21 protein-coding genes are annotated in these 24533 nt (G+C 54.1%); 14 read left to right on the top strand and 7 right to left on the bottom strand.

Annotated features, from left to right (window positions below):
• The first annotated feature begins 39 nt into the window (after positions 1-39).
• From anfD to ACOBR2_RS11170, 8 genes are all read left to right on the top strand, one after another.
• A complete protein-coding gene (anfD, locus tag ACOBR2_RS11205; RefSeq protein WP_420236202.1) occupies positions 40-1614 on the top strand; it encodes a nitrogenase iron-iron protein, alpha chain in 1575 nt (524 codons plus the stop codon).
• Positions 1615-1637: 23 nt separating this feature from the next.
• Entirely contained in the window at positions 1638-1976 is a 339-nt protein-coding gene (anfG, locus tag ACOBR2_RS11200; RefSeq protein ID WP_420236201.1) for a Fe-only nitrogenase subunit delta, read from the top strand.
• A gap of 10 nt (positions 1977-1986) precedes the next feature.
• A complete protein-coding gene (gene anfK / locus ACOBR2_RS11195) occupies positions 1987-3375 on the top strand; it encodes a Fe-only nitrogenase subunit beta (protein ID WP_420236200.1) in 1389 nt (462 codons plus the stop codon).
• Positions 3376-3474: 99 nt separating this feature from the next.
• Complete coding sequence (locus ACOBR2_RS11190; protein WP_420236199.1) at positions 3475-4095, top strand: gamma-glutamylcyclotransferase family protein; 621 nt, start codon at positions 3475-3477, stop codon at positions 4093-4095.
• A gap of 57 nt (positions 4096-4152) precedes the next feature.
• Complete coding sequence (anfO, locus tag ACOBR2_RS11185; protein WP_420236198.1) at positions 4153-4836, top strand: Fe-only nitrogenase accessory protein AnfO; 684 nt, start codon at positions 4153-4155, stop codon at positions 4834-4836.
• A gap of 95 nt (positions 4837-4931) precedes the next feature.
• A complete protein-coding gene (locus tag ACOBR2_RS11180) occupies positions 4932-5414 on the top strand; it encodes a pyridoxamine 5'-phosphate oxidase family protein (protein WP_420236197.1) in 483 nt (160 codons plus the stop codon).
• Between the two features lie 617 nt (positions 5415-6031).
• Positions 6032-6385: a PadR family transcriptional regulator gene (locus ACOBR2_RS11175; protein ID WP_420236196.1), complete on the top strand. Its 354-nt coding sequence runs from the start codon at positions 6032-6034 to the stop codon at positions 6383-6385.
• The gene (locus tag ACOBR2_RS11170) at positions 6382-9180 is read left to right on the top strand and encodes an ADOP family duplicated permease (RefSeq protein ID WP_420236195.1); all 2799 of its coding nucleotides are present in this window, start codon (positions 6382-6384) and stop codon (positions 9178-9180) included. Before ACOBR2_RS11175 ends, ACOBR2_RS11170 begins: the two co-directional genes overlap by 4 nt.
• Positions 9181-9420: 240 nt before the next feature.
• On the opposite strand, the gene ACOBR2_RS11165 is transcribed toward ACOBR2_RS11170, so the two are convergent.
• The 4 genes from ACOBR2_RS11165 to ACOBR2_RS11150 all read right to left on the bottom strand — a co-directional run bounded on the left by ACOBR2_RS11165 (position 9421) and on the right by ACOBR2_RS11150 (position 10997).
• Positions 9421-9777, bottom strand: coding sequence for a hypothetical protein (locus ACOBR2_RS11165; RefSeq protein ID WP_420236194.1), 357 nt, complete (start codon positions 9775-9777; stop codon positions 9421-9423).
• 20 nt (positions 9778-9797) lie between these two features.
• A complete protein-coding gene (locus ACOBR2_RS11160) occupies positions 9798-10085 on the bottom strand; it encodes a hypothetical protein (RefSeq protein ID WP_420236193.1) in 288 nt (95 codons plus the stop codon).
• A gap of 12 nt (positions 10086-10097) precedes the next feature.
• Positions 10098-10379 (bottom strand): hypothetical protein, encoded by a 282-nt coding sequence (locus ACOBR2_RS11155; RefSeq protein WP_420236192.1) that lies wholly within the window; start codon positions 10377-10379, stop codon positions 10098-10100.
• A gap of 66 nt (positions 10380-10445) precedes the next feature.
• Positions 10446-10997: a hypothetical protein gene (locus ACOBR2_RS11150; protein WP_420236191.1), complete on the bottom strand. Its 552-nt coding sequence runs from the start codon at positions 10995-10997 to the stop codon at positions 10446-10448.
• Between the two features lie 121 nt (positions 10998-11118).
• On the opposite strand from ACOBR2_RS11150, the gene ACOBR2_RS11145 reads away from it, so the two are divergent.
• Both ACOBR2_RS11145 and mobF read left to right on the top strand, forming a co-directional pair.
• A complete protein-coding gene (locus ACOBR2_RS11145) occupies positions 11119-11373 on the top strand; it encodes a helix-turn-helix domain-containing protein (RefSeq protein WP_420236190.1) in 255 nt (84 codons plus the stop codon).
• A 61-nt stretch (positions 11374-11434) separates the two neighbouring features.
• Complete coding sequence (gene mobF / locus ACOBR2_RS11140) at positions 11435-14158, top strand: MobF family relaxase (RefSeq protein ID WP_420236189.1); 2724 nt, start codon at positions 11435-11437, stop codon at positions 14156-14158.
• A 37-nt stretch (positions 14159-14195) separates the two neighbouring features.
• Here mobF and ACOBR2_RS11135 read toward each other — a convergent pair whose 3' ends face one another.
• On the bottom strand, positions 14196-14525 hold the full coding sequence (locus tag ACOBR2_RS11135) for a BrnA antitoxin family protein (RefSeq protein WP_420236188.1): 330 nt from the start codon (positions 14523-14525) through the stop codon (positions 14196-14198).
• Positions 14506-14799, bottom strand: a complete 294-nt coding sequence (locus ACOBR2_RS11130) for a BrnT family toxin (protein ID WP_420236187.1) — start codon at positions 14797-14799, stop codon at positions 14506-14508. The genes ACOBR2_RS11135 and ACOBR2_RS11130 overlap by 20 nt, the downstream gene beginning before the upstream one ends.
• Positions 14800-15264: 465 nt before the next feature.
• Here ACOBR2_RS11130 and ACOBR2_RS11125 point away from each other — a divergent pair, with 465 nt between their 5' ends.
• Complete coding sequence (locus ACOBR2_RS11125; RefSeq protein ID WP_420236186.1) at positions 15265-15495, top strand: helix-turn-helix domain-containing protein; 231 nt, start codon at positions 15265-15267, stop codon at positions 15493-15495.
• A 90-nt stretch (positions 15496-15585) separates the two neighbouring features.
• On the top strand, positions 15586-16695 hold the full coding sequence (locus ACOBR2_RS11120) for a tyrosine-type recombinase/integrase (RefSeq protein WP_420236185.1): 1110 nt from the start codon (positions 15586-15588) through the stop codon (positions 16693-16695).
• A gap of 387 nt (positions 16696-17082) precedes the next feature.
• Here the strand turns inward: ACOBR2_RS11120 and ACOBR2_RS11115 are convergent, their stop codons facing one another.
• Positions 17083-18444: a hypothetical protein gene (locus ACOBR2_RS11115; protein ID WP_420236184.1), complete on the bottom strand. Its 1362-nt coding sequence runs from the start codon at positions 18442-18444 to the stop codon at positions 17083-17085.
• A gap of 153 nt (positions 18445-18597) precedes the next feature.
• Here ACOBR2_RS11115 and ACOBR2_RS11110 point away from each other — a divergent pair, with 153 nt between their 5' ends.
• On the top strand, positions 18598-20811 hold the full coding sequence (locus ACOBR2_RS11110) for a GH92 family glycosyl hydrolase (RefSeq protein ID WP_420236183.1): 2214 nt from the start codon (positions 18598-18600) through the stop codon (positions 20809-20811).
• A 108-nt stretch (positions 20812-20919) separates the two neighbouring features.
• On the top strand, positions 20920-24408 hold the full coding sequence (locus ACOBR2_RS11105; protein ID WP_420236182.1) for a carboxypeptidase regulatory-like domain-containing protein: 3489 nt from the start codon (positions 20920-20922) through the stop codon (positions 24406-24408).
• The last annotated feature ends 125 nt before the right edge of the window (positions 24409-24533 follow it).

The raw sequence follows: 24533 nt of genomic DNA, 5'->3' as shown, positions 1-24533 counted from the left end.
TCAATAGACGGTTATTACAGCCCTCAGGAGGTATTATCGATGCCACATCATGAGTTTGATTGCAGTACGTGCATCCCCGAGAGAAAGAAACATGCTGTGGTCAAAGGGCCCGGTGAGACGATTGCAGACGCGTTGCCGGCAGGATACCTGAGCACCATTCCCGGCTCGATATCCGAGCGCGGCTGTGCCTACTGCGGTGCCAAGCATGTCATCGGAACACCGATGAAGGATGTTTTGCACATCAGCCACGGCCCGGTTGGATGCACTTACGACACATGGCAGACCAAGCGCTACATCAGCGACAACGACAACTTCCAGTTGAAGTACACCTTCGCGACCGACATGAAGGAAAAGCATGTCATCTTCGGCGCGGAGAAGCTTCTCAAGCAGAATATTCTCGACGCATTCAAAGCCTTCCCGGATATCAAGCGCATGACGCTGTATCAGACTTGTGCATCGGCCCTTATCGGCGATGACATCAACGCCATTGCGGGCGAGGTGATGGAAGAACTCCCTGACGTTGACATCTTTGTGTGCAACTCTCCGGGCTTCCGTGGCCCGAGTCAGTCCGGCGGTCACCACACCATCTGCATCGCGTGGTTCAAGGACAAGGTAGGAACGGTTGAGCCGGAGATCACCAGCGACTACGTGATCAACTACGTTGGTGAATACAACATCCAGGGCGATCAGGAAGTCATGCAGGATTACTTCAAACGCATGGGGATCCAGGTGCTCTCGACGTTTACCGGCAATGGTTCGTACGATGACTTGCGGTCCATGCATCGCGCGCATCTGAACGTGCTCGAATGCGCCCGCTCCTCCGAGTATCTCTGCAACGAATTGCGCGTGAAGTACGGAATTCCGCGCCTGGACATCGACGGCTTTGGCTTTGATGCGCTCTCGGATTCGTTGCGGAAGATTGGCCTCTTCTTTGGTATCGAGGATCGTGCCGAAGAGATTATTCGCGCCGAGACGGCACGATGGAAGCCGGAACTCGATTGGTACAAGGAGCGGCTGACCGGCAAGAAGGTCTGTTTGTGGCCAGGTGGATCGAAGCTGTGGCACTGGGCCCATGCGATTCACGAAGAGATGGGCGTAGAGGTTGTTTCGGTGTACACCAAATTCGGTCATCAGGGCGACATGGAAAAAGGCATTGCTCGTGCCGAGGAAGGTGCTCTGGCGATCGACGACCCGAACGAACTCGAAAGCCTTGAGGCAATGTACAAGCTCAAGCCTGATTGCATCTTCACTGGCAAGCGTCCGGGTGAATTTGCCAAGAAGATTCGCGTTCCGTACCTTAATGCGCACGCATACCACAATGGACCGTGGAAGGGATACGAAGGCTGGGTGCGTTTTGCGCGCGACATCTATAACGCGATTTATTCGCCTGTGCATCAGCTTGCCATGGTGGACATCAGCAAAGATGAGCTTCCGACTGAAAGCGGATTTCAGACGCGCCGCATGCTCTCTGATGCCACACTCAGCGACGATGTAAAGAATGCACCGGAACTCCGCCAGTACACCGGCAAGTTCGACGTAATCGCCGACCTGCGCAATAAAACCGTGGCCGATTATCCCTACCTGCGCCAGGACAAACTCGCGCAGTTGGTGTAGGAAGACATGCGATGGAGGATACGATGAAAGACAAAATTGAGCAATTGGTCGATTACATCATGAAGCATTGCCTGTGGCAGTTTCACTCCAGGGCATGGGATCGGGAGCGTCAGAATCGCGAGATTCTGACGTGGACTAACAAGATTCTCTGTGGCGACATCGAGAAGCCAGCAGACCGCCTGGATCGATGCCACTGGGTGGATGCAATGGTGTTGGCTGATTCCTATCGAGAGAGTTTTCCTTGGATCAAGGAACTTGCCAAGCCGGAGATTGAAACGCTCATGAAGGGCGTCCATGAGCGCATGGACTTCCTGACGATTACTGGCTCAAAGAACCTCGAACTGACGGACCAGAACTACTAAGGAGATCTCTATGGCCTGCAATCTTTCGGAACGGACACGCGCCGGTATCATCAACCCGATTTTCACGTGTCAGCCAGCGGGCGCACAGTTCGCCAGTATCGGCATCAAGGACTGTATTGGACTAGTGCATGGCGGTCAGGGCTGCGTCATGTTTGTGCGCCTCATCTTTTCGCAGCATTTCAAGGAGAGCTTCGAACTGGCTTCCTCCTCGGTTCACGAAGAGGGTGCAGTCTTCGGCGCACTCAAGCGCGTGGAAGAGGGCGTCGATGTCCTGCTCATGCGCTATCCGCACATCAAAGTGATTCCTATTATCTCCACCTGCTCGACCGAGATTATTGGCGATGATATCGACGGTGTGGTGGTCAAGCTCAATGAAGGCCTGCTCAAGGAGAAGTACGCGGATCGTGAAGTCTATCTGGTGCCGATCCACTCGCCCAGCTTTGTGGGCAGCATGATTAGTGGCTATGATTCGGCAGTGCGTGATCTCGTCAAGTATTTTGCCACCAAAAGCGACCCCAATGGCAAGATCAATCTCTTTACGGGGTGGGTCAATCCAGGCGATGTTACAGCCCTCAAGCACCTGTTGAGCGAGATGGACATTGAAGCCAATGTCCTGTTTGAGATCGAAGAGTTCGACTCGCCGCTGATGCCGGATGGTCAGCATGTCTCACACGGCGAAACTACGGTCGAAGATCTGCGCGATACGGGCAACGCCTTCGCCTCGATTGCTCTCAACCGATACGAAGGTGGCAAGGCCGCGCAGTATCTTGAAGAAGAACTCGGTATTCCTGCCACGATTGGCCCAACTCCCATCGGCATTCGGAATACGGATGCTTTCCTGCAGACGCTGAAGAAGATTACCGGCAAACCAATTCCACAGGCACTCGTCAAGGAACGCGGCATTGCCATCGATGCACTGACCGATCTGACGCACATGTTCCTGGCTGAAAAGAAGGTTGCCATCTATGGCAACCCCGACCTGGTCATCGGACTGGCACAGTTCTGCATCGACTTGGAGATGAAGCCACAACTGCTGTTGCTTGGGGATGACAATCCCAACTATGCAAGGGATCCGCGCATTCTCGAACTCAAAGAAAAGGTCGATTGGGATATGGATATTATTACCAACTCTGACATCTTTGAGATGGAGGACAGAATCAAGAATAAAGGTCTGGATCTGGATCTGATTCTTGGTCACTCGAAGGGACGCTTCACGGCCATCGATTACAAGATTCCGATGGTGCGTGTTGGCTTCCCGACCTATGACCGCGCTGGCATGTATCGTCATCCGGTGGTGGGATATGCGGGTGCCATATGGCTGGCCGAGCAGATGGCGAATGCGCTCTTTGCAGACATGGAATACAAGGGCGAACGCGAGTGGAGCCTCAACGTCTGGTAGGTCACGAATACTCTCTGCGCATCTCTTCCATCGAGCACCAGGGAGAGATGCGCGTGAAAGTAAGTTGATGGTTCACGATTCCAGCAGGAGGTTGTAGCAATGGCGCTAGGTTCTCTGGTTGCAGTCAGTTCTCTCGTCGATTCTTCTTGTGGATTGAATTCCGCCGTTTCCGAAGCGCGAATGAAAGACCTGTATTTTGCTTACGGATCCAACATGAATCTATCGCAGATACGTTCACGTTGTAGCAGGCCTGTGGCAATCTCTGCAGCCTGTCTGAAGGACCATCGTCTGGTCTTCTGCGGCCACTCCGATATTTGGGATGGGGGCATAGAGACGGTGGAGCCCGCGCCTGGTGAAGAGGTCTGGGGCGTCCTCTTCTCGCTGAGTAACATGAATTGGGAACGACTAGATCTGTGGCAGGATGCCCGTATGGATGGCGGTGGACTATACTTCCACATTCCGATGGAAGTCATCGACATGAACGGACACGAGCACTATGTGCGCCTCTATAAAAAGGATCTTCAAAAGGAGCCTACAAAGCCCAGTCGTGAGTATCTTGACTTCATTGTGCAGGGTGCATTAGAGAATGGTCTCCCCCGTTTCTATATTGACGCATTGAAAGCCATCACCGCCAAGCCAGCTTTATATCCTGTCCCCATGAGGGGCAGTTATGATCTTGGGCATGCAGCAGGAGCTTCTTGCTCCGATTGCGCAAGTTAATGCTATGCGTAATCGAGCATGGTGCAATGAAACCTCAACCACGGAGGGGATGATCGCATGAAGATTGCGGCTTTTGTGAATGCCGGTGGAGAGATTGCTGATTTTTTTGAGGATGGCAGGATTTGTCTGTTTAGTAAAGACGCTGAAGGGTGGGAGAAAATTCGCGAAATTCCTCTGGCTATCAAAGAAGAGATGGGACTCGGCGATGTGAAACATTCGCTTGCCTCATCTGTGGCGCAGATGAAGGACTGCGATCTCTTTGTGCTGCGCAATCTGCGGGGAGGCATTAAGGCAATGCTGGAGGATCACGGCTTCCGCGTCTGGAAGTCGAATGGTGCGCTGATAGAACAGCTAGACAATGTAGCTTTGCGCGAGATGGAACTGGTCGCGATCGAGCAGCAGGAGAAGGCACCCATCCCTGGTCCGGAGCTTGTTGGTGAACTGCGGGATGGCTGCTATAAGGTCAATCTAGTTGAGTTATTGCAGAGCGGAATGCCGCATGTTTCGCGCGATGTCCTGATGCCATTTTTTGAGACGGTCGCTTTCCAGCGCCTTGAGATCGTCTGCCAACATATTCCGAAGTGGTTCGTCATGGAGTTTCCTGGCTTGGGATTGCGTGTTGAATCCACTACCACGGAAGGTCTGGGCAATGATGTCACGGTTGTTGTGGTTCCGGCATGTGGCAAACGCAGTTGCCCTCCAGGCAAACAGCGCGGCAGCTCAGGATGCCACTGCGGCTAATCTTTTCATGCAGGCGCGAACATGCAAGTTATCCATTTTGTGGCGCAACCCCGTCCTTTCATATTGGAACAACCTCAGATGACCGGAGAGAGTCAATGAATCAACACCCGCATGGTGCCATGCGCCGCAAGGAACGTGAGATAACGGATCGCGCCGAGATAGATGCAATCCTGCAGTCGAGCAAGGTCATGTACCTTGGCTTGGCCGATCAGGAAATTCCATTTGTTGTGCCAGTGTTCTTTGCCTATGATGGCACTTCGGTGTATTTTCACTCCGCAGGCGCGGGAACCAAGATTGAGATCCTCAAGCGTAATCCGAAGGTATGCTTTGTTGTCTCGGTGGATCAGGGGTTCATAGAGAGTGACAAAGCTTGTGACTTCGAAGCAAAGCACAGCACGGTGATCGGCTTTGGATGCGCTAATTTCATCGAAGACGATGCTGAGAAGATTTTAGTACTTGACCGGATTGTTGCGCTCTTCAGCGATCAACATTTCGAATACCCAAAGAGTAATCTTCATCACACGACTGTCATTCGTATTGACATTCATTCCCTCAAAGGCAAGAAGCATGGCCATTAATATTGGGGGCGTAGAGCTAGGAGATTTTGTATGAAGTAACGAATAGCATATGAGCCAATTTGCATATGGCTTATATGCTACAAATGGTAATTGCAGGCTACAAAATCTTTCTGCACTGAGAATATACAATATTGTTGTAGCTATCGTTATGCCTTGTAACGACTTGATGGGGAGGGTTTTGTTCAATACAGCGTTGGAGTTTTCTCGATTCATTGTCGATCAATGGTCGAACATTATCGAACCCGATTCGAGGTGGTTCGAGGGCTATTCGAGCTGATCGCACTGGATAACCATTTCTAAGCTGTGAGGCTTAGGGATGGTGTCTATCTCCAAAACGAGCGCAGCGAGAAGGCCATTCGAAGCAATTTACCAAAATGATGCTTGCGGAATCAGGCGGTTTTAACGGCGATGCGGGTGGAATGAGAGCGCAGCTTGTCATCTGTTCTTCATTCTGGAGGCTTGCCAATCGAACCTCCATATTGGCGAGGGCTGGCTTCAGTGCTTGCCGTCAGGATGCTGCTGGTGCCCTGCATTTGACAAAATTCATCGCCGACTCATTGACGGTCTAGGGGAGATGCACATATGCTTCCCCTAGACCGTCGAGGAAAAGGGACATAATGCCACAGAAGCAGGATCAGCAGAACGACCTATTGCAGGGCACACTGGATATGTTGATTTTGAAAGCGGTGTCGCTCGGTCCCTTGCACGGCTATGGTGTTCTGCTGCGCATTCAGCAGATTTCCGGCCAGAAGTTGCTGGTTCAACAGGGATCTCTTTATCCAGCGCTCTACCGATTGGAGCACCAGGGCGCAATCAGCAGCGAGTGGGGCGAGAGTGAAAACAACCGCCGCGCCAAATACTACTGCCTCACCAAACTCGGTCACAAACTGCTCGGTGACCAGACAGCGAAGTGGAACCGCATGGCCGGAATAGTCAATGACATTCTCAGCGCCACACCGGAGGAGATATGAATCGCTTTCTTCTGCCCCTTATGAGCAAAGCGTCAGAACTGAAGTCCTGGTTCCGCGCGGTCACACATCGCAAGCGCCTTGAACAGGAGATGGAAGCTGAACTTCGCAACCACCTCGAACATCTGACCGAGGAGTTGATACGCGCCGGACAAAGTCCCGAGGAGGCTACTCGTCGTGCTCGCATTGCTTTGGGGGCAATCACTGTTCAGAAAGAAAACATGCGTGCTTCCTTGGGCTTGCGCTGGTGGGATGAACTGCGGGCCGACCTGCGTTACGGAATGCGGATGCTGTGCAAGAGCCCCGGGGTTACGGCGATAGCGGCGATCTCGCTGGCGCTGGCGATTGGCGCGAATACGACCATCTTTTCGTTGGCCAAGCAGTTGCTGTATGAGCGACTGGCGGTGCCGCACGCGGAGAATCTGCGCTTGTTTGCCTGGACGGGCACGGAGGACCATGTCGCGGTACATTACGTCTGGGGCGACTACGATCCACTACCCGGCGGTCACGTGGCCAGCACATCCTTCTCCTATCCGGCATATCTCGAACTGCGTGCGCAGAATCGCAGCCTTGAAGATTTGATTGCCTTCAAAGTTACAGGGATGAATGCGACGATTCGCGGGGAGGCAAAACGGGTTCAAACAGAGATGGTTTCCGGGAACTACTACGCAGTGTTGGGCGTGAGCGTACAGTTGGGGCGCGCGATTCAACCGTCCGACGATACAGTACCCGGCCAGAGCCCGGTGGCAGTTATCAGCGACGGGCTATGGGAACGGGATTTCGGGCGGTCCCCCACAGTGCTGGGCCAGACGATCAAATTGAACGACATTTCTTTGACTATCGTCGGCGTCAACCCCAAGGGATTTACGGGCGCAAAGAATGTGCAGCAGTCGCCAGAGATTTTTGTGCCGTTGGCCATGCAGCCGATAGTTGCTCCGTACTCCTCGTTGGGCGGCTCCTTGCTCGCCGAACCGAAGGGGTGGTGGTTGAACGTGATGGGCCGCTCCAGGCAGGGCATGAGCGATGCAGGGGCGCAGTCCGCGCTCGATGTGCAGTTGGCAGCCATTGTGCGTGGCACCATGCTGGTGCGCAAGGGCGAGGACGTGCCGCGCCTGGAACTGCGCGACGGCAGCCGGGGATTGTTTACGCAGGAAAAGACTTTTGCCAAACCTATGGTGGTATTGATCACGCTAGTAGGCCTAGTTCTGTTGCTGGCTTGCGCGAATATCGCGAATCTGATGCTGGCACGGGGCGCACAACGACAGCGGGAGATGAGTGTTCGAATAGCGCTGGGCGCGGGCCGGGCGCGTGTGCTGCGTCAGATGCTGGTGGAGAGCCTGCTGCTGGCCGCGCTAGGCGGCGTGGGCGGTCTGTTGGCTGGCTACCTGGGACGCACCGCGATTCCCAAGATGCTCGGAAATGCTTGGGAGCACAACGATTTTCAGATTCACTTCGACGGTCGTGTCTTTGCGTTCACGGCCGGTGTAACGATCCTGACCGGGCTGCTCTTCGGTCTGGCACCGGCACTAAGTGCCGCGCGTGCCGAGGTGAGCAGCAGCCTAAAAGAGACCGCGCAAACTACTACGCGACGGCGCAAGGGCATGGGCGGAAAGGCTCTAGTGTGCTTTCAAATTGCGCTCTCCACTCTGCTGGTGATTGGAGCGGGGCTATTCTTGCGGACATTGGGCAGGTTGAACGCGGTGGATGCTGGCTTCCGTACGGACCACCTACTGTTGGTGGAGATCAATCCGCCAACAAAAAAATATCCTGCGGGTAGGGACGTCGAGCTGCATCGGCGGCTGGAGCAGGCCATGGCGGTCGTGCCGGACGTCGATTCGGTGGCCCCGGCCTGGAATGCGTATCTCTCAGACGATACTTCTGGAACCGATTTCCTGCCGGAGGGTGTGGTTTACGACAAGAACAAGCATCAGGAAGAAGATGTCAACGCTGTCGGCAATCGAATTTTCGAGACGCTTGGCATACCGATTATTGCCGGGCGCGCCTTTGGGATGCAGGACACACAAGGGTCGCCCAAGGTGGCCGTCATTAATCAGGCATTGGCGCGGACGCGGTTTCCTGGACAGAATCCGGTTGGAAAGAGATTCTCAACGGGCGATAACGATACAGACGGGCACGTGGGCAAAACTGCAAACAATTGGATTCAGATTGTTGGGATTTGCGGAGATACACGCTATGCGAATCTGCGTACAGAACCTCCGCCGCAGTTCTTCCTTCCTTATGTTCAGCAGACGAGGGTCGGCGGCATGACCTATGAAATTCGCACCCGAATGAAGCCCGAAGCTATTCTTCCCACATTGCGCCGGGCTGTTCAGCAGATAGACCCTGATTTGCCACTGGTGAATGTGAGGACGCAGGAGCAGCAGATTGAGGCGGACTTACAGCAAGAACGGTTGTTTGTCATCTTAACTTCAGGTTTTGGCCTGCTGGCGTTGGCGCTGGCCTCGGTGGGCATTTACGGGATTCTTGCGTACGCGGTGGCGCAGCGCACCAATGAGATCGGGATACGGCTAGCGCTGGGTGCGCAACCAGCGCAAGTGCGTGGCATGATTTTGCGCGAAAGCACAGGTCTGGCGGTAGTGGGAATTCTTACCGGAGTCGCCGGGGCATTGGTGCTAACGCACGCAATCAAGTCAATGCTCTACGGTATCCAGCCCTACGACCCACTTACGCTGTCTTTGGGCATCCTGCTGTTGCTGACGGTTGCCGTTGCGGCCAGTTGGATTCCGGCTCGCCGCGCCGCAAGTGTACAGCCCATCCAGGCACTACGCCACGAGTGAAGACGGATGACAATTTCGACGCCGACAGCCGGAGGCTACTCCGCGCGGGAGCATTGATGTCTATCCCCAAAACAGGCGTCGCGAGAAGGCTATTCAGAGCTCGCTGACGGAATGATGCTTGCGGATTCAAGCGACCCTATAGGCGACTTAGGCGAAACTGGGTTTCCAAAAACATATTCATACGCATTACAACCCATGATCGCCGCCCCTGTGCCCAGCGACTCACTGTGAAATCGGTCCTTAATCCTCTTGCTGCTGGTCATCAATTGGCAATACGCCGTAATTGCGGATCAGTTCCAAGTCTCCGCGTCTTGCTTCCATATATTTCGGCTTGATCTGGACTTGCGTGGTCAAGAACTCGAAATGGAGCAATGTGCCGTCAGTGAAGCGGATTTCCAAAGCCTGCCATTCCGGCGGGTCATTGATTACATTGACGAAGGCGACGACCTTGCCAACGGCTTCGGTGAAGTTCAGGCCGAGCTTCGGGGGGGTATTTTTGGCGCGTCTTTCCATTCGCTCCCGTTCGTTCACGTCTTCGATCTCCTCTAGAGAATCGAAGTCGCTGTCGTAATCCGGTCTTTTGATTTTGTTCGACATTGCATCCTCCGAGGCATGATTCAATCGACTGGCGAACCAGAAATCAGAAGGATGATTCCAAGATTCTGCACGCTGTCGATCTTGAACTCCGGCTCTGTCCAACGTAGATAGGCCAACGCCTGGTCAAAAGTCGTCGCCGCGATTCGTACGGTATTTCGCTCCGGCGGTCGTGGCAATTCTCGCCCAGCAAGCCCTGTTTCCTGGTACGACACACTTTCGCGAAATTCGAACAGAGACGCTTCGCATCCGCCGTGGTTGCCAACCTCGAACCGGCTGAAGGTCTCTTCGCCTTTTCCTCTTTTGCCCATGGGATTCTCCTGTCAGCGGGCAATCATTCGTGGCCAGCGTTTTAGTACCTCGCCGTTCTCCACTTTCCAGTTGCTGAACTCGGTCTTCAACTCAACCATCGGGAAGAGCTCAACCGATAGCGAGGTTCCATCGACAAAATCCACCTCGACCACGTTGTAGTTGTCTGAGTAACTGATGTAGATGGATCGCACACGCTTTCCAGCAATCTCCTTCGTAATGCGAAGCTGGCCTGGGCCGAGCGGAGGAAGTTCTTCGAACTCGACCGATTCTTCATCGTGTTTGTTTCCGTCCATAATGGAGGCCCCTTTTCTGCAACAAGGTTTCAGCGGACAACACCGCTCCGTGTCGGCGTACACGAATCACTTGCCTTTGGCTGTCTTTGCTTTCTTCGTAGTCGGTGAGTTTGTGCCCTGAGGTTCATCCAGGAATCGAACGCGCGGCGGGAGACCTTGCTGTGCACGCTCTGCTTCACGATGCCGGACGCTAATGTAGACATCTTCCGGATCACGGAGGCTGTTCTCTTCTTTGCGCCGTTGGCTCTCAAAGAGCCATTCCTCAGTCAGTTCAACTTCGCTCATGAAATCGACAACGTCCTGGCTGGCTGAGGCACGAACGTACTGAATCAAAGACTGGCGATAGAGCATGGGTTCGCGTTTGATGGAGAAATTGCCGCCCAACTCTTCCAGCAATTCGACCATCTTCTGCGCATACACATTCAACAGATAAAGATGCTCGTACGCAGGGAATCGCAATGGCGGCGATCCCGTCCCGGCATGGCGCACGGCGGCCTGCCAAGCGCGTTCTCGTTCTTCCGAGACGCGGCTATTGCGGAAAAGCTCTTGAAAGAAAGGATTTGTCCCCGGCGCATCCTTGCGGGTATGTTTAGATACAGCCATATCATCGCCTTTCACGGAAGGTGAGAAGTGGTCAGGGATACGTCGGTGTTGACGCACTGGCGTGTCCCGTTACGTGTAGGCGTTCGGACCAGTATTATGGCCCTGAACCAAACTATCAGGAGGATACAACAAGTACTTGATAAAATCAAGCACATATGGTGGAAGTCTAGAGAATTGTATTTCTCAGGCCGAAGCAGCCCGCATCCGCGGCGTGTCAAATCAGGCGATTGCTGATTTGATTGCGCGTGGGCGACTGACGACAGTCCACGTGGCAGGAAAAACGCTCGTTCTCCGTTCCGAGGTGGAGTCATTTGTTCCGCAACCAAAGCTTGGCCGTCCACCCAAGAAGACTGCCGCCAAGAAATCCCCTAAAAAGGTGCCAAATAAATAGGGCTCTTATCGGTCAGCGGAATTCCTTGCAATGGGATTTCGAACAGCGTTAGCGTCAATCCATGCTGACAATACGGGCCATGTCGGGCGGTGTCGGGTATGCCCAGCGGCATCTCGAACACAGCGATTACTACGATGAACACCGCCGCGTACAAGGCGAGTGGCAGGGGCGTGGAGCCGAGTTGCTCGGATTGAGCGGAAACGTGACTCCTGAACAGTTTGAGGCAGTCCGCGAAGGGCTGCACCCAGAGACCGGAGAATATCTGCGTCCGCGTCACAGTGCGGATCGAGTGAGTGTGGACGGAACCGAGCAGAGCAAGGCGCGGTCTCTCTACGATCTGACGTTCTCCGCGCCGAAATCGGTTTCGATTCAGGCGATGGTCGCGGGAGATGAGCGATTGGTAGCTGCTCACGATGAAGCTGTCCGCTCAACTCTGGCAGAAGCGGAAAGCCATGCAGCAACGCGTGTCCGTCTGCATGCCGCAAACGAAGATCGCACCACCGGCAATTGGATCGTTGCTACGTACCGCCACGATGCCAGCCGCGAACTCGACCCGCAACTGCACACCCATACCGTTGCCGCCAATCTCACCTATGACGGCGTAGAGGGCCGCTGGAAGGCATTGCAGGCATCCGGTTTGTATGAGCGCCGGGCGTACCTCACCGAGGTCTACCGGAACACACTGGCCCACGAGGTACGCAGTCTTGGCTACGAGATTGAGACGCGACGTGATTCTCGCGGACGTAATCTCGGTTTTGAAATCCGTGGCGTGTCGGATGATCTGCTGACGAAGTACAGCCAACGCAGCGCACAACGGGATCGAGCCATTGATGAATTCACAAAGCAGAATGGCCGCAAGCCAACAGATAACGAAGTTGCCGTTCTCGTCCGTGAATCTCGCGCGGACAAGCTGGCGGAAATCTCCACAGAGCAGGTCCGGCAACAGCAGCAGGCACGTCTGTCTCCGGAAGAACGGCGAAGCCTTGAACGACTCCAGCAGAACTCCCTGGAGCACAGACAGAACGTGCCAGATGAAATTTCGCGAGCGCATGATTCCTTGCAATACGCAAAGGAACATCTCTTCGAGCGGCGTTCTGTCGTTCATGATTACGAATTGCTGGCTGAAACTCTGCAACATGGCCGGGGTCAAGTTGATCTGGGACAATTGCGCGGCTTGCTGCAAGTTGAGCAATCCCAGGGCGAACTTATCCATGCCGGTAATCGACTGGCTACCCGCGACAGTCTGGACCGCGAACAGCGCATGGTGGCTTTAGTAAATAAGGGCATCGGCCAGTACCCGCAACTGGGTGGCACGCATGAATTCCACCCGGATGAACATCTCCGAGACGAACAAAAACGCGCAGTTCAGCAGATTCTTGATTCACGCGATTTCGCTATTAACCTGCGCGGAGCAGCAGGAACCGGCAAAACGGTCACACTTCAGAAAATTGATCGCGGGCTTCGCGAAGCCGGGCGCAATGTAACGGCGATTGCGCCGACGCGCAGCGCGGTAGAGGAGTTGCAAAAGGTCGGCTTCCGCGATGCGATGACCGTTTCCCGGCTGCTGGAAGATGAGTCGGCACAGGCAGCGCTTCGTGGCCGGGTTTTGATCGTGGATGAGGCTGGCATGATCTCCGGGCGTCAGATGGATGGAATACTACAACTCGCAGAACAGCAGCAGGCCCGTATTCTCTTCTCCGGCGACACGCGGCAGATTCAGAGTGTTGAAGCCTCGGACGCGCTGCGCATTCTGGAGCACGAATCGCAGATGAAAAATGTCTCGCTGACCGGCGTGCAGCGCCAATCGAACATCGCGTACAGAGATGCCATTCAAACACTGCGCGAGTCTCCCGAACAGGGATTTGAAAAGCTGGAACGGCTCGGCGCGGTGCATGAGGTCTCCTTTGCAGAGCGTGGCCGGGCTGTCGCTGATCTCTATCGCGAAATGACAGCCGATCCTTCCCGGAAGATTCTGGTTGTAGCGCCTACGCATGAGGAGATCAGCCGCGTTACCCGTGCGATTCGAGACGACCTTTCCGAACGAGGCCACCTCGGCCCAAGCGTGGTAATTGATCGGCACGTTCCGCTGCAATGGACGGAAGCGCAAAAGCGCGATTTGTCGAACTACCGCGAAGGGCATGTACTCCTGGTTCACCGGGCAGCAAGGGGCATGGATAAGCATGAAGCTCTGACTGTCAGTGAGGTCAGAACCGATGTGCTGGTAGCTCGCAATGCTCGCGGCGAAGAGAGAACCTTCACCCCCGCGCAGACGCGATCTTTTTCCGTCCAGGAGCTGCGGCCTATTGAAGTGGCTGCTGGGGATCGACTGCTTTTGACTGGCAATCGTCGGGATGCGGATTTCCGGGCCACCAATGGCGAACTGGTACAGGTGCACAATGTGGTGAACGGGCGCATTGAATTGGAGGATGGCCGCGCGATGCCGGAGAATTATCGCCAGTTCGATCATGGCTACGCCGTTACTGCCCATCGCAGCCAGGGCAAGACGGTGGACGGCGTGATTCTTTCTGCTGACTCGATGAAACAGGAATTGTTCTACGTAGGCGCGTCACGCGGCAGAAGTGATATTGCCATCGTGACAAGTGACCGCGAACAGTTGCGCGAGTCCCTGGGCATCTCCTCCGCTCGTCCGTCAGCGATGGAACTGGCAAAAGAGCAGGCGCTCTCTTTCGGACTTGAGCACGGTGTTCAACAGGCTCCAGTTAAAGCCATTGAACTTTCAGTCCTAAGCGAAGAAATCTTCATTGAACTTGGAATCGGCCTTTGATGCAAGGATCTCCAGCAGCCCCGCGCGATTTTGTGGCTTACCCGTGCTTTGCGGTTGTAACTTTCAGCGAGGTCAACATCTCACGCCGCAAAATGGCATTGATGCGCGACTGATAGCCTCTGCCATGAGAGCGCAACCAATGCAACACATCGGAATCAATGCGCACTGTGGTCGAGGTCTTGGTAGGACGGTAAAACGGATTCTGCACCGCCTTCTTCCAGAAACTCTCCTGCAAGGGCGGAATATCGCTGTAGTCGATTTCGCTGTCCGGTTTGGCACGCAGCGCTTTCAATTCCACCACCTGCTCCGCTGTCAGTGCCGGGGGATTGGCTAGGTCGATCTCGTATTCAACCATTTTCTTCTTCATAGCGTTTTCTCTCCCTGCGGTCGGCACGTCTTGCTGAAATGATGCGGATGACTTCAATCTCGTCCTGTTGACGCACTGTGTGGGCCACCAGGAGCATCACAACACCGTCTACGATCCCCACTGTTTGCCATCGCTCCTCGCCGTTTTCGATCCGGTCCTGCTCAACAAGGGCATAAGGATCAGAAAAGACACGGGTTGCGGTTGGGAAGCTCACACCGTGCTTTCGCAGATTGCTGGCTGCTTTGGCCGGGTCCCACTCAAAGCGCGTCTTCACAACGCATATGTTACTACATTTTCGTATGTTTTTGTTCGTTCTTCTGAACTTGACGAAGGCAGCTAAAGTCTCGTCCTATCCTGTTGAAGAAAGATGACATTCCCCGATATTGGGATTGTGGGCCGAGGCGGAGAGGGCGGTGTCAAGGGTCATGACCGCGTAGCGGCGGCATAGCCGCCCTTGACATCGCCCGCGCTTCGGCTATGCTCCATCTATCGGGGAATGTCAGCCGGGTTTGTCCAGCGAAATAATGCCCTAAATATAATTTCACTTTCATAAAATCAAAATTCTGTCATTGCTTAAAGTTCCTTAAAAACGACTGGAACGACTTGGCGCATCTGCTGTTCCCAAAACTTCGCCTTCGTTTCGCATAGCCTCATCGACGCCATTGAAAATCAGCCCCAACATGTGGGTTGACGAGACACTACAACCCAATCCATTGTGGTTTCAAGGAGTGTGCGAGCCATGTTCGATTCCCCTCATTCTCCACGCGTCTTCGAGCGGCTGCTGGACAGCGAGCAGGCGGCGGCTCTTGTCAAGGTTCACCCTAAAACCCTTCAGCGCTATGCACGCAAAGGTGTAGTGCCCGGCGTTCGAGTTGGCAAGCTGTGGCGATTTCGCGCTTCTGAGCTCTTTCCTTCTCTGATCCAGAATGATGACGAAAACGATCTCGACGGCGACGCGCAGGCACGGTAGGCTGGATACAGCTATCCGTGCCGTCTCACCACCTTTGAAATGAGGAGGAACATGAGACGCTCACGATTTCAGCAAGGCAGCCTTCAGCTTGTGGAACGCGCCGGAAGTCGGAAAGCCTGGGAATACCGCTGGTATGAAGTCCAGCCTGATGGCAGCCGGAGACGCCGCAACCTGGTGCTGGGAACACTGGAACAATATCCGAACGAAACGGCGGCGCAACGGGCCGTCGCAGCGCTTCGGGCTGACATCAACGCCGAAAGTCCGCGCATGAACCTAACTCCAATGAGTGTTCAAACGCTAGTCGAACACTACCGGGAAAAGGAACTCGGCGAAGACTCAGGCAAAACCTACGCGACATGCAGGACCTATCAAGGCTACTTCCGTAAATGGATCTTGCCTCGTTGGGGCCAGTACAAATTGAAAGATGTGCGTTCGGTCGCTGTAGAGGAGTGGCTACGTTCGCTGAAGCTCTCCAATGGGAGCAAGGCGAAGATGCGGAACATCATGCACGCAGTCTTCAATCACGCAATCCGCTGGGAGTGGCATGAACGGAATCCGATCACGCATGTGCGTCAAAGTGCGAAACGGTCCAAGGTTCCGATTGTGCTCGACGTCGAGGAAATTGCCGCGTTGCTTCAGCTCTTGAAAGAACCAGCACGCACGGCGGTCTTTCTCGATGTGATGACCGGGCTGCGCGTGGGTGAACTGCTGGCGCTGAAGTGGAATGACATTGGTTTTGAGAAATCGCAAATCTCCGTCACCCGCTCCATCGTCATGCAACACATTGGCGACTGCAAGACGGAAGCCAGCCGTAAGCCGGTGCCTCTCGATTCAAGGTTGGCGGACGCTCTGTCCCGTTGGCAGGCGATCAGTCCCTACCCGCAACCGGAGGACTGGGTGTTCGCAAGCCCACATTCGAATGGGCGCTTGCCTTACTGGCCGGGCGCGTTTTACCGGGCGCATATCCTGCCAGCAGCCAAAATCCTCGGCATAGAGGGTATTGGCTGGCACACCTTCCGGCGCACCTACGCGACACTCCTCAAGGCCAACGGTGAGGATGTCAAGACAGTGCAGGAACTCTTGCGACATGCCAACAGTCTTGTGACGATGAACCTGTACGCACAGGCCATCACGCAGAATAAGCGCGACGCACAAAGCAAGATTGTGAGCATGTTGTTCGACAAGAAACAGACTGCGTAATTCGCAGCGAAACCGAGCACTTCGCTTATCGGACCATAACGGACCTACAAAATTCTGTACGGGACTTGCAAGTTATTGATTTAATTGGCGTCCCCGACGGGATTTGAACCCGTGTTATCGCCGTGAAAGCCGTAACTTAAGGAGCCTTTGATCTAGCCCTCGAATTTCCGGGCAGGGACAGAGCATGCCTATTTGTTGGTGCGATTCTGCAATAAACCGCATGAAGATGCAGAAGAGAGACGGTCCAGGTGGCGACACTACCTAGCCATAACCTGAGCTCTATGTCGTCCCATAGTGCTCAATTTAACTGGCCATCAGATCCTCTACAAGATGGGGTGCGTTGAGCGGACTCCTAATAACTGTCCGAACTACTGGGATCACATCTATTTATTTGGGCAAACTCCGAAAGGCAAGAATCTTGGCATTGATCGGTGTGCCACTTACCTGGCTAGTTTTAAGCAGGACTTCGAAGTGACTGAGCTTGGAGAGTCCCATTCTTTGTCGCAGTTCGGAGAGACGCGACTCGGAGGTCAGCAGTTCACCGGCCGCTTCGGTAGCAGGAGCGTTGGTTCCTGCAATGATGAGGGCACTCGTTTTCGAGGAGGCATTCGATAGGCAGGCAATCACGCTGTAACCATCTGAAGTTTGCTCGGAAGGTCCCGCATCGCTTGTATCCGTCGAATAAGTTGTCTGTTCGCCTGCTTGAGGATGATGATTGCGGACCGAGGAGACCTTGGAGATCGGATCGTACTCAACGGTAAAATTCAATTGATTTTGGAACAGATCTCCCCAAGGATTGGATTTACGACTGCCTATGAGAATCACATTGTTATTTTTGAGCAATTCCGGACGATATTCCCGCGCATAGTAGAGATGCAGGTTTTTTGCCTGCGGCGCCAGAGTAAGAATTTTCTGTGCTAGCCGAAAATCTCCCAAACTGCCGAAGCTGCGCGGACGAATTAGCATCAAGTCTTCCTGACGATCGACGCTGTTTCCATCAGACAATTGCCGGACGTAATCACCGCTCAAATAGTCGTTGAGTTGGATCGGATGCTTGGCGATATCTTCGACGAGCGCGAAAGTTGTATCGGCCAAAATGACATCTGTATCGGTATTTTCCTGCAGAAACGACCCCCAAAAGCTGCGCAACTCCGGGGATGCGGTCCAGGGAGCCAAGCTTTTTTTGAGTCTGCCATTGGCGCAAATCAGCCAGATGCATGACGCAGCTAGAAGCAGGCAGGAAACAGTCAGAATTTCAGCGACCAGTTTCCACGAAAACCGGGACTCAGTCAGCAATAGTTTTGCTACGGGGCCATCTTCGGTTTGGTGGACTGGCGGAGCTATTGGCGATGGCCGGGCATCGTCGGCCGGCTTCTGAGGCCGAAACTGGAAGACAGGCTTGTATGCTCCGCGGGGAATCGCTAACAGAATCGGGTCAGTCCTGCCTTCCTCAGCAAAGTAAAGTTCGATGCGCTTACGCAATTCGGTAGCGTTGACCCGTACTATATTGTCCGCACTGGTGTCGTAGCCCGGAGGGCGGTCAAAGATAACAGTGCCAATCTCCTGCTCGCTGAGTTGATCCCCGTGTCCGTCCAGCGTCTGGTTGCAGACGTAGCGCAGAAATTCGGTGAGGCGGCTGGAGCGGCGCAAATGCTCCGAGACGACAATCTTCTCAACCAGTAAATGGCATTGCTCCGCATCGGGGGAAGAAGGATGCTCTCGATTTGGATTTATAGGAGCGCGATTCATGGCATTACTGAGGTCTTTACGTAGTATACATTTGGGCTGAAAAATCAGCTAATATCTATGATTCTAAAAGGATTTTACAGTGAAGAGCAGACGCGATTTACTGCGAATTCACTTGCCAGTCGTTGCCGCCAATTGGGATGTTGCCTCTGGCTTATGAAAACCCATTTCTTCAAATGCGCCCTGCTACTTGCAATCATTTACTCGAGACAGATCGTCGCTCAGGAGCCGGTTGGCTGGGTGAACGAACGGATCGGGACGGCAAATGACGGACAAACTTTTCCGGCGACTGGAATGCCGTTTGCGATGACGCAATGGACTCCTCAGACCCGGGATGGACAGTCCAAATGCATCGCTCCCTACTACGACGGCGATCGGCGCATTCAGGGATTTCGGGGAAGTCATTTTATGAGTGGCTCGTGTACGCAGGACTACGGTAGCGTGACATTGATGCCGGTCAGCGGGAGTCTTCATCTGGAAGCCACAAAACGTGCTTCCGCCTTCGATCATAAAGGGGAGGAACTGACCCCATTCCTTTATAAAGTGCGGCTCGACGATTACGGAATCCAGGCCGAGGTTTCGGGCACGCTTCACGCCGGAATTCTGCGCTTCACCTACGAGCGCGGCGGCAAAAGCTGGGTCGTGATGCAGGAAAACGGCCAGGAAGGCGACATTCGGGTTGATCCCACTCGAAATGAGGTTCTAATCAGCTCCCCGGTCCGACGGATTTATGCGGGCAGCGGAAAGCCTGCCGGATTTGACGGATATGCCGTCATCCGTTTCGATCGTCCTTTCCAGCTCGGCGGCGTATGGAAGGGAACGCAGCGCTCTGCAGGGAAGCTGGCAACCGAGCCCGGTCTGGCGCAGGCGGGCACCTGGGTCTCTTTTGATCTGCATCCCGGAGAAAAGGTCGTCGCCAAGGTGGGAACTTCCTTCACCAGCCTCGAAGAAGCGCGGCAGAACCTGGACACGGAAATTCCGGATTGGGATATGGATCGAGTGCTCCGGCAGGTGCGCCAGGCGTGGAATGAGCAATTGGGACGTTTTCGTATTCAGTCCGAGCCGACACAGAAAACGATTTTTTACACCGCTCTATATCACTCCTTTTTGCTGCCGCGCGTCTTCAGCGACACCGACGGCAGCTATCCGGGTTTTGCCGGAACGAAGAAGATCGAGCACGCCACTGGTTTCACGTATTACAACGACTACTCGATCTGGGATACCTTCCGTGCACTCCATCCCCTGATTACGCTGATCGACCCGGTACGTGAGACCGATATGGTACGATCGCTGCTCGCCATGGGAGAGCAGGGTGGATATCTTCCGATCTATCCGGCCTGGAACAGCTACACCTCAGAGATGATCGGCGATCACAGCGTGGCCATTATCGTCGATGCGTGGATGAAGGGATTGCACAATTTCGATGCGGAAGAGGCGTATCGGTTGATGCGCAAGAATGCGGTGGAGTTACCCGCATCCAGGGAGTTATATATGGATGGCCGCGGACGCCGCGGGTTGGACTCGTATCTGAAATATGGATATATTCCGCTCGAAGACACCATCGCGGACGCCTATCATCCTAATGAGCAGGTTTCGCGCACACTCGAGTATGCCTACGATGACGATCTGCTTGGTCAGTTTGCAGCGGAACTTGGACATACCGCCGATGCCAAGCTCTTTGCCGCGCGCGGGCAGAACTACCGCAAAGTTATCGATCCGGTAACAGGATTTGCTCGCGGACGTTATGCGGATGGCCGCTGGGTCGAGCCCTTCAATCCGGCGGAGAAAGCCAGCTACATCACCGAAGGTCTTCCGTATCAGTACACGTTTTTTGTTCCCCAGGATATTCCCGGGCTCGTCGACGTGCTCGGCGGCAAAACACGTTTCGCGGAAAAGCTGGACCAGCTTTTCGCGTCCGGTTATTACGATCACGGCAACGAGCCCAGCCACCATCTGGCTTATCTCTACGACTTCGTCGGCGAGTCCTGGAAGACGCAGCAGCAGGTGCGCAGCATTCTGGAGCGGGAATATTCCAACTCACCTTCCGGATTAGCGGGTAATGACGATTGCGGGCAGATCTCCGCTTGGTATGTGTTTAGCGCGCTGGGTTTTTATCCGGTGTCGCCGGGCATTCCCCGCTACCAGATTGGATCGCCGCTCTTTGAAGATGCGGTGCTAGAGCTTCCCAATGGTAAGACTCTGCATATCGTGGCTCGCGGCGCCGCGAGCGGGAAGAAATACATTCGATCCGTTACTTGGAATGGGGCCGTTCTGGATCACGCATGGATTACGCATGAGCAGATTTCCCAAGGAGGAGAGCTGGTATTTACGCTTGCGGATCACCCCAACATGAATTGGCCTAGCCAATAACTCATACGGCGGAAAGCGGAACAAAAGTAAATCCGTACCGCAAGTTTTCAACGGACAACTGCCAGTTTGGATTAACCAGATCCTCATTAGCCTACAGGAGACGCAAACATGAAAAGAGCAATCAGGCAATTCCTTTTCTTGCTGACGCTCGGTTTAGCGGCAAGTCTGCAAGTTACGCTCGAAGCCCAGGTGACGACTGCGACGATCAGCGGTCTTGTCAAAGATCAACAGAACAGCGTGATCGCTGGAGCACAGGTCACCGCAACTGCAAAGAAGACCGGTTTTCAGAGCAATGCGGTTAGTGATGCGAGCGGATACTACAACCTTCCTTTTCTGCAACCTGGAGCCTACGACATTACGGTTTTTGCGTCAGGCTTTGCCAAGTACGACAGCAATAATCTGGCGCTGAGCTCGGGCGATCACCCGACGATCGACGTTACCCTGCGCCCCGGCGGCGCCGAGGAAACGGTTGTGGTAACGTCCGAAGTGCCACTGCTTGGAACCGCGGACGCCAATCTGGGCAGTGTCGTGCAGAGCGTGCAGGTCGAGGCTTTGCCTTTGAATGGACGCACGCCTATGGTCCTGGCGCAGTACACGGCCGGCGTTGTTTCAACTACGACTCCCGGCTCGGTACATGCTTACGACAACAGCACGGTTTCTGCCTTCAGCGTCGGCGGCCTCCCCAATAAGAACAGCGAACTTCTTCTGGATGGCGCCCCTGATAATGCCTCCGACAATGCCATCGCTTACAGTCCGATGCAGGATGCTGTCGCCGAAGTCAAGGTCAACATCTTTGCAACTGACTCCGAATATGGTCACGCCGGCGGCGGCGTCGTCAATCAGACATCCAAGGGCGGCAGCAACGATTTGCATGGGTCGGCATGGGAATTCGACCAGAACACCATCTTTAACGCCAATACCTGGCTGGCTGGCCGAAGCACACCGACTACGGCGAAATCGCCGACGCACTATAACCAGTACGGCTTGACCGTTGGCGGCCCGGTGATCATACCTCATGTCGTCCACGGCAAAGACAAGCTCTTCTGGCTTTTTGGCTGGGAAAACATCAAGAACATTGCACCGGCCACTTTTTCGGGCAGTGTTCCCACGAGTGACGAGCGCGCGGGAAACTTCTCGGAGTGGCTGAATTTGGGATCCAAGTACCAGATCTACAATCCCTATTCCACAACGGTAAGCGGTTCTACCGTGACCCGCGCTCCGTATAGCGGCAACATCATCACCAACTCGCTGAGCTCAGTGTCGCAGGCAATTCTCAAGCTGTATCCGTCGCCGAACACGGCGCCGACCACAGGAACGGTGGATCAGAACAACTATTTTAGTCAGAATTCCAGCGTCAACACCTTTAAGAACTTTTTTGTGCGCGTGGATTATCAATTGAACTCGAACCAGAGGCTTTTTGTGACCTGGCGTCGCAACCACCTGGCTCAGAATCAGAACAACGTCTTCAGCAACGAAGCGTTGGGTGACATCCTCGATCGCGTCAATGACGGCGCCACCATCAGCGACACAATCTCCATTAGTCCCACCACGATTGCCGAAGTGCGCCTGAACTATACCCGCTATGTCCAGTCGCAGGATACTGCCAGCAAGGGATTCGACTCCACAAATCTAGGATTTGGAGCGAATCTGAATACCTCATCGGGTTCGCCGCGCTTGCCGAATATCCGCTTTGCCGATATGCAGGGCGTCGGCTACAACATTACCAGCGGCACCCTCGGGGATGCGCCGTTCAACAACTATGACATTCTTGCGGACGTGGTGAAGCTGAAGGGATCTCATACCTTCAAGGCCGGTCTCGATTTGCGCCGCTATGAAAAGGGCAACAATTACCCGGCTACCTGCTCAGACTCGAGCGGCAATGCAACCATTTGCAGCAATGGTTACTTTTACTTCGATCAGACCTGGACCAAGAAAACCAACACCACGACCACTACTGCGGATGGCATGGATTTTGCGGCCTTTATGCTCGGACTGCCCAGCCAGGCCAGCTATGCTCAGACTACGTCTCCTGTGGGCGAGCAGTATTACATGGCCTACTTCGCGCAGGATGATTGGCGCGTTCGCTCGGACCTGACCATCAATCTTGGACTCCGTTTCGAGAAGGATTTTGCGGCCTACGAGCGCGACGGACGCACACTGAACGGCTTCAATATGACAACGGCGAATCCGATTTCGGCGTCTGCACTCTCGGCCTACGCAAGTGCGCCGCTTTCCATCATGAGTGAGTCGAACTTCTATGTGAATGGTGGTCCGACATTCGCTTCCACAAGCAATCGTTCTATCTATTCCAACCCATCCAGAATGTTTAGCCCGCGCATTGGCTTCTCTTATAATCCGGCATGGCTTGGACAGAGCAACGTAATCCGCGGCGGTTTCGGCATCTATGTGCTGCCAGTCTACGCATTCACCAATTCGATCAACAATCCAGGCTACAGTCAGACGACGAGTGCGACCATCACCAACGATAACTACGCGACGCCGGCCACGACGTTGGCCACGGCTTTCTCAGGTGGTTTTGTCACTCCCAGTGGTTCGGCTAACGGATTGTCGACCAATCTTGGACAGGCTGTCACTTATATGTCGCCCGTGATCAAGAGCGGCTATGCGCAGCGCTGGACGCTGGGAATGCAGCATCAGTTTCCTCATAACTATCTGATGGAGCTGGTTTACATCGGAAATCAGTCGGCACGTTTGCCTATCAGCTATCAGCCAAACTATATCCGTTCGAATTTCCTCACCACGACTTCCAACACGACTTACAACGGTTCGGTTACCAATCCGTTCAAGGGATTGATCCCGAATTCGAGTAGCATGAATGGTTCGACGATTGCCGAGAAGCAATTGCTGATGACTTTCCCTGAATTCGGGACGCTGACCGAGCAAAATGCGCCGTACGGAAACTCCAGCTACAACGCAATCGACATTCGCGTGGAAAAACGCCTTGGCAAGGAAGGTCTGACTCTGAACGCCAATTACCAGTACTCCAAGTTGATGGAGCACGCTAGCTGGCTGAACAACTTCCAGGCTCCAGAGCATCGCATTTCCTCCTACGATCACCCGCACCACACAGTTACCGCATTGACCTATGAACTGCCTTACGGGCACGGCAAGAAATTCGGGAAGAATGCATCGAAGATTCTGGACATGCCACTGGGCGGCTGGAAGTTCAATGGCGTCTATACCTATCAGAGCGGTGCACCGATCACCTGGAGCGATGCGGGATACAACTGCAACACCTACAGCTTCAAATTCAACCCGCGCAATGTGGCGAGCAAGTCTTTCGATACCTCGTGCTTTACAACCTCGTCGACTCCCAGCAACCATATTCGTACATTCCCAAGTAACTTTACGACCTTCCGCTACGATGCGATCAACAATTTCGACACATCGATAAACAAAGCAATCAAGTTTTCCGGTGACAGGGCTTTCGAACTGCGAGCGGAATCCTTCAACACACTGAACCGGCCGCAATTTAGCGCTCCCAACATTACTCCAACCAGCAGCGCTTTCGGCATGGTGACCAGTGTCGCCAATACGTCTCGAGTGATTCAGATAGGCGGGCGGCTGGTCTTCTAGTTTGCCTTCGCTACTATCGGCATGGCCAGGAGTTATTCCTGGTCATGCCTCCTTTTTCCTTGTCAGAGCATTCGTTCTTTGCGCGCAAAGCTGCCGAGTGTTTCTAATAACATGATTAGGAGTAT

The sequence above is a fragment of the Telmatobacter bradus genome, from assembly GCF_048629425.1.
In the GTDB taxonomy this organism is placed as follows: domain Bacteria; phylum Acidobacteriota; class Terriglobia; order Terriglobales; family Acidobacteriaceae; genus Telmatobacter; species Telmatobacter bradus.
Note: the sequence above shows the minus strand (reverse complement) of the source record. Positions and strands in the feature narration are given on the sequence as shown.

What these genes read in the sequence shown, in the direction of transcription:
- anfD (WP_420236202.1), top strand. Translation starts at nt 40, where the DNA reads ATGCCACATCATGAGTTTGATTGCAGTACGTGCATCCCCGAGAGAAAG.
- anfG (WP_420236201.1), top strand. Translation starts at nt 1,638, where the DNA reads ATGAAAGACAAAATTGAGCAATTGGTCGATTACATCATGAAGCATTGC.
- anfK (WP_420236200.1), top strand. Translation starts at nt 1,987, where the DNA reads ATGGCCTGCAATCTTTCGGAACGGACACGCGCCGGTATCATCAACCCG.
- ACOBR2_RS11190 (WP_420236199.1), top strand. Translation starts at nt 3,475, where the DNA reads ATGGCGCTAGGTTCTCTGGTTGCAGTCAGTTCTCTCGTCGATTCTTCT.
- anfO (WP_420236198.1), top strand. Translation starts at nt 4,153, where the DNA reads ATGAAGATTGCGGCTTTTGTGAATGCCGGTGGAGAGATTGCTGATTTT.
- ACOBR2_RS11180 (WP_420236197.1), top strand. Translation starts at nt 4,932, where the DNA reads ATGAATCAACACCCGCATGGTGCCATGCGCCGCAAGGAACGTGAGATA.
- ACOBR2_RS11175 (WP_420236196.1), top strand. Translation starts at nt 6,032, where the DNA reads ATGCCACAGAAGCAGGATCAGCAGAACGACCTATTGCAGGGCACACTG.
- ACOBR2_RS11170 (WP_420236195.1), top strand. Translation starts at nt 6,382, where the DNA reads ATGAATCGCTTTCTTCTGCCCCTTATGAGCAAAGCGTCAGAACTGAAG.
- ACOBR2_RS11165 (WP_420236194.1), bottom strand. Translation starts at nt 9,777, where the DNA reads ATGTCGAACAAAATCAAAAGACCGGATTACGACAGCGACTTCGATTCT.
- ACOBR2_RS11160 (WP_420236193.1), bottom strand. Translation starts at nt 10,085, where the DNA reads ATGGGCAAAAGAGGAAAAGGCGAAGAGACCTTCAGCCGGTTCGAGGTT.
- ACOBR2_RS11155 (WP_420236192.1), bottom strand. Translation starts at nt 10,379, where the DNA reads ATGGACGGAAACAAACACGATGAAGAATCGGTCGAGTTCGAAGAACTT.
- mobF (WP_420236189.1), top strand. Translation starts at nt 11,435, where the DNA reads ATGCTGACAATACGGGCCATGTCGGGCGGTGTCGGGTATGCCCAGCGG.
- ACOBR2_RS11135 (WP_420236188.1), bottom strand. Translation starts at nt 14,525, where the DNA reads ATGAAGAAGAAAATGGTTGAATACGAGATCGACCTAGCCAATCCCCCG.
- ACOBR2_RS11125 (WP_420236186.1), top strand. Translation starts at nt 15,265, where the DNA reads ATGTTCGATTCCCCTCATTCTCCACGCGTCTTCGAGCGGCTGCTGGAC.
- ACOBR2_RS11115 (WP_420236184.1), bottom strand. Translation starts at nt 18,444, where the DNA reads ATGAATCGCGCTCCTATAAATCCAAATCGAGAGCATCCTTCTTCCCCC.
- ACOBR2_RS11110 (WP_420236183.1), top strand. Translation starts at nt 18,598, where the DNA reads ATGAAAACCCATTTCTTCAAATGCGCCCTGCTACTTGCAATCATTTAC.
- ACOBR2_RS11105 (WP_420236182.1), top strand. Translation starts at nt 20,920, where the DNA reads ATGAAAAGAGCAATCAGGCAATTCCTTTTCTTGCTGACGCTCGGTTTA.